Annotated in this window: 8 protein-coding genes; 4 read left to right on the top strand and 4 right to left on the bottom strand. The window is 61.7% G+C overall.

Going from position 1 to position 8802, the window contains the following annotated elements:
* Positions 1-193: 193 nt before the first annotated feature.
* Together FV230_RS19960 and FV230_RS19955 are read right to left on the bottom strand one after the other, a co-directional pair.
* Positions 194-1972, bottom strand: coding sequence for a sensor domain-containing phosphodiesterase (locus FV230_RS19960; RefSeq protein ID WP_147843630.1), 1779 nt, complete (start codon positions 1970-1972; stop codon positions 194-196).
* Positions 1973-2243: 271 nt separating this feature from the next.
* Positions 2244-2567 (bottom strand): hypothetical protein, encoded by a 324-nt coding sequence (locus tag FV230_RS19955; RefSeq protein WP_147843629.1) that lies wholly within the window; start codon positions 2565-2567, stop codon positions 2244-2246.
* A 225-nt stretch (positions 2568-2792) separates the two neighbouring features.
* Here FV230_RS19955 and FV230_RS19950 point away from each other — a divergent pair, with 225 nt between their 5' ends.
* Positions 2793-4733, top strand: a complete 1941-nt coding sequence (locus FV230_RS19950; protein ID WP_147843628.1) for a PAS domain-containing protein — start codon at positions 2793-2795, stop codon at positions 4731-4733.
* Positions 4734-4895: 162 nt separating this feature from the next.
* Positions 4896-5522, top strand: a complete 627-nt coding sequence (locus tag FV230_RS19945; RefSeq protein WP_246694933.1) for an EAL domain-containing protein — start codon at positions 4896-4898, stop codon at positions 5520-5522.
* 73 nt (positions 5523-5595) lie between these two features.
* Here the strand turns inward: FV230_RS19945 and FV230_RS19940 are convergent, their stop codons facing one another.
* Together FV230_RS19940 and FV230_RS19935 are read right to left on the bottom strand one after the other, a co-directional pair.
* On the bottom strand, positions 5596-5898 hold the full coding sequence (locus FV230_RS19940) for a hypothetical protein (RefSeq protein ID WP_147843627.1): 303 nt from the start codon (positions 5896-5898) through the stop codon (positions 5596-5598).
* 197 nt (positions 5899-6095) lie between these two features.
* Positions 6096-7085 (bottom strand): helix-turn-helix domain-containing protein, encoded by a 990-nt coding sequence (locus tag FV230_RS19935; RefSeq protein ID WP_147843626.1) that lies wholly within the window; start codon positions 7083-7085, stop codon positions 6096-6098.
* A gap of 141 nt (positions 7086-7226) precedes the next feature.
* Here FV230_RS19935 and FV230_RS19930 point away from each other — a divergent pair, with 141 nt between their 5' ends.
* Together FV230_RS19930 and FV230_RS19925 are read left to right on the top strand one after the other, a co-directional pair.
* On the top strand, positions 7227-7694 hold the full coding sequence (locus FV230_RS19930) for a MucR family transcriptional regulator (RefSeq protein ID WP_246694932.1): 468 nt from the start codon (positions 7227-7229) through the stop codon (positions 7692-7694).
* A 350-nt stretch (positions 7695-8044) separates the two neighbouring features.
* Positions 8045-8317, top strand: a complete 273-nt coding sequence (locus FV230_RS19925) for a hypothetical protein (RefSeq protein WP_147843624.1) — start codon at positions 8045-8047, stop codon at positions 8315-8317.
* Positions 8318-8802: the final 485 nt, after the last annotated feature.

Here is an 8802-nt window from a genome sequence, read left to right as displayed (position 1 = left end):
TGGTAGTGCGTTATATCTATTAAAAATATTCAATCTATTCTGCATAAGTGTTATTGATAAAATTAGGGGCTTAGCGGCGATCCATCTCATAAGCCGCTGTTCTCAATCGCAACTGGCGTCCAAGTTTCCACACTGATGCACATTGACCGCTTCACCGCTTGTTGTGATGTAGAAGAGATGAGCGTTAGCTATGTTATGCTGCAAGAATCTCCGATTGATAACGATTTGAGCAATACCAGGTTTGGAACGCCTTAGCCGTCATGGGTCGTCCGAAGAAATAGCCTTGGCTCTCGTCGCAGCCCATGCCGAGGATCAGACCGGCTATTTCCTGCGTTTCGATGCCTTCCGCCACGACGCGGTAGCCGAGATCATGGGTCAGCGTGATCATCGTCGCCACGAGGCTACGCTGCCGAGCATCCTCTGCGCAGCCAGTGATGAAGGAGCGGTCAATCTTGACCACGTCGAACGGAAGCGCCTGGAGGTAGGAGAGGGAGCTGTAACCCGTCCCAAAGTCGTCGATGGCAAGGCGAATGCCAGCGGAGGAGAGTCGTTGAAGCTGCTCCAGAGCATGGCCAGCATCTTCCATCACCGCACTTTCCGTTACCTCAAGCTCGAGACGGTGCGGCGGGATACCGTGTCGAACCAGAAGGCCCATGACGCGCTCGACGAAGTTCGGCTCACTCAGGTTACCAGCCGAAATGTTCACCGAGAGAACGAGATCCATGCCCTCGGTCAGCCAGGTTGCAAGCTGAGTCAGAGCGGTGTTGAGCACCCAGGTCGTCGTGGGCTTGGCAAGCGTCATACGTTCGATGAGCGGGATGAACTCGCTCGGGGAGACGCTTCCCAGCTCGGGATGGGTCCAGCGCAGGAGTGCCTCGGCACCCAGGCAAAGCCCCGTGTCTAGGGCGACACGGGGCTGGAAAACCAGATGCAGCTGAGACGACTCCTCGAGAGCTTGGCCAAACCCGTTCAGGAGTTCGAAGCGCCGCCGATGCAGCGCATCCTGCTCGCAAGAGTAGAGGCTGACTCTGGTGTCCGTCAGGCGGGCGTCATCGGCCGCACAATGCGCACAACGTAAGACGTCACTTGGATCGGTCTGACCGAGCTCGAAGGGGGCAACGCCGATCGCAACCGTTGTGACGAAGCGCGAGCTGGCGTTCTCGCGGATCGCGCCGAGCATCGCTGCGAGCAGGCTGATGTAGGCGTCCTCGACGACATCCCGCGGGGCCAGAAACGCGATCTGGCTCGTGCCGATCATGTAGGCCGTACGTGTCGGTCCGAGGGCTGAGCGCAGCACCTGCGCCGCCTCCTGGACGAGTTCGTCGAGGAAGCTCGCGCCTATCACACGTGCGGCGTGGCTGAGCTCATCCGGGGATGCCAGATCCACGAACACGACCAAGCGCCGCGAGCCCCGTGGGTCCGTCAGGACGAGATCGTTCAGGTCCTCGACGAACTGGGTTCGGTTTGGAAAGCCGCTGAGAGGATCAATGCGGCCATAGGCGTGCTGCAGCTCAACCTGCGCCATCACCATGGCAGCCATGTCGCGCAACGTCGCCGTCTCCGCAGCCGAGAACTCTCGCGGCTCGGAGCCCGCGACGCAGAGGGCACCGATGGCTAGGCCATTCTGCGTTAGAAGTGGGACGCCTGCGTAGAAGCGGGCGCCTGCCTGCGCCAAGGGCGTATCGCGGTACACAGGGTCCTGCGCGATATCGTGTAGGACGAGAATGTCGCGGGTATCGGTGACTTCCGCACAGGGCGCTCCCTCACGCGGCATTGAAGCCACGTCGATACCGACGCGAGACTTGAACCACTGCCGATCGCGATCGGTCAACGAGACGGCTGCGCTCGGGAGGCCGAAAAGCTGACTCGCCATCCGGGTGATACGATCAAAGCTCTCGCTTGCTGGCGTATCGAGCAGACACAGCTCTTGCAAAGCGGCGAGCCGCACAACTTCAGATTGAATACCCGCCATTAGCTAACTCATGTTAGTACAGCGACCATGATGATGGGCAAAACCGAACAGAAATATAATCCCCCACTCTAATTCCGATATATCGGTTGTCCTGCGTAGCTCTGCCACACCCAACAACGATCCGCGTTAACGATTGCCAAGAAAACGGTCGTTTTCTCGGCGTAGAAAATCCAAACGCGTTTGCGCTCGACGTGCATTTCGTGAGCGCGTTCCAGCCCGGCGACGTTGCGGGCTCACCTAAGCTGCTAGTGCTCTAAGGGGGATCGTCGGGCTATTGAACGTGCAGGGTGAGCTTCATCTTTGGATGGATGCCGCACTGAATGATGAAGTTGCCCGGCTCTTTGAGCGTCAGCGTGGCCTGCTTGCCGGGCTCTTGATCCCCGGCATCAAATGCGAACCGATCGGCCTCGATGAAGGCGTGATGGATCGTGCTGTCGTCACCATTGACAAGGATGATAGTGTCACCTCGACGCAGGAACAGATCGGCAGGATCATAGTGACGGCCCTTCTGAAGCACAATCCTGATGGCACTGGACAGTTCTGCGTGAGCCGGTCCGACCGCGGCGAGCGCGGTGGTCAAGGCGAGGACGGACATAGCGGTTCTGTAAGCGTGCATATCTCGCCTCGTACTGCGGCAGGACGCATGCACGCAAGATGGTAAGAGAGCTGCGGTAGAATGCATAAAATCCAACTTATCTCCGCTGTAGCAGGTCTCGTTTGAGCAAAGCGTTAAGCAGGCGTCCTTATGAACGGGTGCGCAATCATCAGCGCTTGGTGAGAAGACTCTGTGCCCTTATTCGATGCCGATCTGCGCTCGCTCATGGCGGCAATCGACAGGTCCAGGGCTCGGATCGAATTCGCCCCCGACGGTACGGTTCTAGCCGCCAACGTGCTGTTCCTCGACCTGATGGGGTACGCCCTCGCCGAGGTGAAGGGACAACATCATACGCTTTTTGTCTCCACTGGTGAGAGCGATGGCGACGCTTACCGCGTGTTTTGGGAGGGGCTGCGCCGTGGTGAAGCGCAGACCTGCGAGTTCAAGCGCATCGCCAAGGGTGGTCGCCAGGTCTGGATCCAAGCGACCTACAATCCTGTGCTGGATCGCGCGGGACGTGTCACCCGGATCGTCAAGTTCGCGACCGACATCACTGCGCAGGTGCTTCGTAACATCGACCACGATGGCCAGCTCGATGCTCTGCACCGCTCCCAAGCCGTGATCGAGTTCGCCCTCGACGGCACGATCCTGACTGCCAACCAGAACTTTCTCGACGCGGTGGGCTACAGCCTCGACGAAATTCAGGGCCGCCACCACGGGCTGTTCGTGGATCCCTCCGAGCGAGAGGGCGGGGCCTACCGTGAATTCTGGGCGAAGCTCGCCCGCGGTGAGTTCGCAGCCGGTGAGTTCCGGCGAATCGCCAAGGGCGGCCGCGAGATCTGGATCCAGGCCACGTACAATCCGATCTGTGATCGAGACGGCAAGCCGATCAAGGTGGTGAAGTTCGCTACCGACATCACTGCGCAGAAGTTGCAGACAACTGATGCGGCGGGTCAGCTGGCGGCGGTCAACCGGTCCCAGGCGGTGATCGAATTCGCCCCCGACGGTACGGTGCTGGATGCCAACGCAAACTTCCTCGCGACGGTCGGTTATCGGATCGAGGAGATCCGTGGGCAGCACCACGCCATGTTCGTCGAACCCGGCTACGCGCAGACTCCGGAATATTCAGCCTTCTGGGATCGCCTGCGCGGCGGCGACTTCTCCTCCGGCATGTTCCAGCGCTTCGGCAAGGGCGGCCGCTCAGTGTGGATCCAGGCAAGCTACAACCCGATCTTCGACCCCAACGGCCAGCTGACCAAGGTCGTTAAGTACGCCACTGACGTCACAGCTAATATGGCAGCGCGTTCCGTCGCGGTGCAGGCGGCCGAGCGAACCCTCGACAACGTGCAGGTGGTGACTGACGCCGCTGAGACCATGAACGCTGCCGCGCAAGAGATCTCGCGCAGCATGACGCAGTCCAAGACGGCTGTAGATGACATCCACGGGCGAACTGGTGAAGCGGACGCTGCGACCGAGCGGTTGCGTGCGGCGGCGAGCGCGATGGGTGGCGTCGCCGCCGTGATCGCGGGTATCGCCCAACAGATCAACCTACTGGCACTGAATGCCACCATCGAGGCGGCGCGAGCGGGAGCTGCCGGACGCGGCTTCGCAGTTGTGGCGGCCGAGGTGAAGGATCTGGCCGGTCAGGCCGCTGCAGCCACGAACCGGATCAGCGGCGAGGTCACCGGCATGCAGACCGTGTCGGCGGAGGTCGCGACGACGCTGGCATCGATCACCGCGGCGATTGGAACGATCAGCGCGCATGTCGACGGCGTGAGCGCATCGATGAACGAGCAGACCCGGGCAACCGGGGAGATCCTCGCTAGCATGCGGCATGCGGCCGAAGGCGTATCGAGCATCAGTACGAGCCTGGATAACTGGACGGTGGGGATGGAAGAGCGGCGCAACGAGCGTCGGACCCGTGTCCTGCTACCAGCCAGCATCCATGTGCCTGGCAGCTGTATCGCCTGCTCGATCCGCGATCTGTCTGACGGTGGCGCGCGATTGCATATTCGGATGCACGCGCAAGTCCCCGAGCGGTTTGAGCTGACTGTTGATAGCGACGGACGTAAGTTCAGCTGCGAAGTCCGACAGCGGTCTGGCGCCAGCGTGAACGTACAATTTCTGCAGACCGTAGAAACTAGGATCTCACGTGTGGCTTTGTAAGGGTGTCGCACGATCGAGTTCGGCGGGAAGCCTGCTACCGCCGTTGCCCTACGCGACCTCACCCACCGCAGGCGCGACGATGCGCGTATCTGCCACCTCGCCTTGCACGACGCCCTGGCAGCACCCGGAGCGTGGCTTCATCTCCCTGGGGAGTTCATCCCGGTGGCGGAACAGGCCAACCTCATCGGGCAGATCGGGGAGTGGGTGATCGACACTGCCTGCCCGGCGGCGGTGGCTTGGGCGCAGCCGTGGCCCGTCTCGGTCAACGTCTCGCCGACCCAGTTCCGACAATCCGACGTGCCGGCGATCGTCGCGGCGGCGCTAGCGCGGCACGGGCTCGACCCGGCGCGACTGGTGGTCGAGATCACCGTGGGCGTGTTCATCCAGGACGCAACGAAAGCCGTGCAGGTCCTGACCGACCTGCGCGGGCTCGGCGTCCGCTTGGCCCTCGACGATTTCGGGACCGGTTATTCCTCGTTGAGCTACCTGCAGCAGTTCCGGCTGAACAAAATCAAGGTCGATCAGTCGTTCGTGCGCCGCCTCGGGCAGAACGTGGACACACTCGCGATCGTGCGGGCGATCGTCAACCTCGGGCACAATCTCGACCTGCAGGTCACGGTCGAGGGGGTCGAGACGATCGAGCAGCTGGCGATCCTGCGCGAGCTGCGCTGCGAACAGATGCAAGGCTACCTGTTCGCGCGTCCAACCCCGGTGCTGGCGACGACCGAGCTGGATCGGGCACGGCTTCGGGCGCTGTTTGCTGCCCCGTCGATCAAGGCGCACGCTTGAGACTGCGACGAGCCCCCGAGGCGCATCGCCATGACCGATCCGGAGCCCATCTCAGCGTAACGCCCAATCGGCCTCAACCGGTCGTGGAGGATGCTGCGACGCCGCTGGGTGCAGCCTCAGCGCTGTGTCGGACGGGAGTAATCCGGGCCATCGACCGCACGAGCTGAATGCTGCGTTGACGGGTCACCCTGTCGCCGATCGCAAAGTAGGCTTGCACCATTGCCATCACGGCTAATGCTTCCTCCCCGGGGGCATCCGCCGGGCCAAGCGAGCGATACGAGGTGTAGAACTCGGTGATCGGCACGCCGAGTTGATCGGCGATACGCGCGAGCAGACGCGACCGGTCCGTTATGTCTTGACGGTGATCATCAGCCATCGGGCGAGCCTAAAGCGACCTAAAAGTTGCATGGTTTACCCATAAAACACAACCTATAAGGGAAGTCACCTCGCTTTAGGGTTGTCTCCTTCTCATCGTGCGCGTGATGCTTCGAGGCCACACCGATCCGGTGTCCGTAGGTGAGACGGAGCCATTTCTGGCTAAGTTTGAGTGGCGCCTCAATGCGAAGGTAAGCCTTATCGTGATCGGACAGCGCTTGAAGCCGTCTGGGACGTCGAGCCGAAGGAGAGCCACCGGTACTCGCTCGGGGACAACCCATAGTGGTCACGGAAGCGGCGACTGAAGTGCGATTGGGTGGCAAAGCCGCAGCCGTACGCTAGCGCTCCAATCGTCAGATGGGCATGGCCGGGATCCATGAGCCGCTGCGCCGCGACTTCCAGACGTCGGCGCCAGATCCAATCGGCGACGTTGCGGTCGTGCTGGCGAAACAGTTGCTGCAGGTAGCGTAACGACACGCCTACGGCGGCTGCAAGGGTGGGCGCATCCAGGTTCGGATCGCCGAGGTGGCCCTCAATGTAAGCCATGGCACGCTGGACGATGAGCGTGCCTTGCAGGTCTTTGGGCGTTTCACGGGCAAGACGCTCCGCAAGGCTGGCAATGAGAAGATCGACCCCGATCGAAGCCATCCGTGCCGTCGTATCCGACGGGAGTCGTGCGTAGGTGCGAACCAGTTCCTGGAAGAAGGTGGTGACCAACGAGGTGCTGGCTTGATCCATCCCAAGGGTTAGCGCCGTGTAACGACGTGTCGATCCAAGCGCCTGTTCCAAACGTTCACGAGGCAGCTCGACAAACAATGTCCGGCTGTCGGCGTCGGTGGCCATGACGGTCGGGCGCCGATCCAGCACCACAATCTCACCGGGATGCTGGACTGAGGTGCGATCATCCTGCGCGCTGAACACTACACCGTGCAGCGCAATCGCGACGTTGAGCGTATCGTGCTTGCCGTGCCGGCGGATCGTATCCGCCGTCGCCTCGGTCCTGATCGCGCTTTGCGTCAGGCGGGTGATCACCAACGGACCGACGTCGGCAGCCTCCATCGTACCCTGGAACGTCCCAGCATCGGCGGGCGTCAGTTCGACCGGGACAATCCGCTCGAAGACCGTTTCGCGCCAGCGCCGAAATCCATTCTTGGGCTCTTCGTCTGCGGTCGAGAACAAAGTCCTCATGATTTGACCAAACGAATGCTTCTATACACACGTGAAAATAAGCACCGATGCGCGCTCATGCAAACCGTAGCACGCTCTCAGGCAAGCGCAATGCGGCGTATCAACCTAAGAGTGTATTTCGGCCTCCGAGGAGCTGTGTGCGTGTACCCACCAATCTCCGCCAACGCCCCGTCTGCGATCGAGCTGACGTCTGAACTCGTTGCTGCATACGTTGCGAACAATCCGGTTCCATCCGCCGAGCTTCCAGGATTGATCGCGCGCGTGCACGTTATGATCGCTGGTCTGGCGTCCGGTATGCACACGGTCGAAGACGGGGCGCCTGCCCGTGATGCGGTTGAAACACCGAGCTCGGCCCAGATCCGCGGATCAATCCAGCACGAAGGCCTTGTGAGCTTTATCGACGGCAAAACCTACAAGACGCTGAAGCGGCATCTGACCGCGAATGGGTGCAATCCGCACAGCTACCGCGCCCGGTATGGCCTGCCGGCGGACTACCCGATGGTCGCTGTGAGCTACGCCGAACATCGCTCCGCCCTCGCCAAGGCGATCCACCTTGGCCGATCCGGCCCCTTGACCGAGCGCGAGCGGAAAGACCGCAGGGTTGCCTGACGCGAGCTCCTCCACGGACAGGTCCGGTGGAATATCATGAGTGAGTTCGAAGAGCAGCGTGATACCTTGCTGAGCAACCTCGCGAAGCATGCTTGTACGGCGCGAAGCCGATTGAGGTTGTCCCTAGCTGACGCGGCACGCTTGGCTGACCTCACACCTGACGTCGTCGGAGCGATCGAGACCGGTGCTGATTGCACACTTCCGCTCCCTGCGCTCAGGCAGTGGGCTATGTTTCTCGGTCTTACCCAGTGTGGCCTCCCGCGCCCGCGTCCAGCCGGGATGCAGTAGCGTCCGATCACGAGGCCTCGACCCAAGAAACTTCCGCTGGCGCATCCGCATAGAACGCGGTGATGAACACATTCGATGATGACCCCCGAACCGCGGAAGCGGCGTTGGCCGCTGAGGTCCGTGCAGCCCGTAGCCGCGGGGCCTATGCGATCGAGACCTTGGCGGAACTCGCCCGGGTCAATCCCATGGTGATCCATGCGCTGGAAGACGGCGCGACGATTACCGACTCATTGGCTCGGGATCGCGTGCTGGACGTGCTCGGCCTGCGGCAGGGCAACCCGCGACGCGCGAAGATGGTACGCGATCTTACCCGCCCCCGGGGCAGCGCGGGATAGGTCCCTGCCAGTACGATCGCGACCGGAATCGCTTGTTTTGAATTGTACACAATGGGTTGCGACCGGCTGGAGAACGCGCGCTCTATTCTGTAACGCGCCCGACCCCGACAGTTCAGATATCGAGCCTGACTCACTGCGTGGTTAGCCGTCGCGGCCTATGCCGGCCCAACCTCTTTTCAGACAGACGGCTTACAGAAACCCGCTGCCCGAGTGCCCTTTGAAGGCGTCGCCCGCCTCAGACCCCCAGGAAGCGGGCGGAACTTTCGGACGGCCGGGCGTGGAGGTATCGCCCCGTCGTCGCGACGCTGGCGTGACCGCCCAGGTCGTCGCCGACCGCCGGCCGGCGCATCACACGGTCGGCGGTCTCTCTGAGGGCCGCAGCACGCTCTTTCAGGGACGGGCGCTCGGCGCCCCGGCGGAAGGGATTGGACAGTCTGAGAGAAGGCACAGGCGTGCTCCGGGGTTTGGAAGGGAAGGGATGGCGG

The sequence above is a fragment of the Methylobacterium sp. WL6 genome (genome assembly GCF_008040095.1).
Lineage (GTDB): Bacteria > Pseudomonadota > Alphaproteobacteria > Rhizobiales > Beijerinckiaceae > Methylobacterium.
This window is presented reverse-complemented; position numbering and strand designations above follow the sequence as displayed.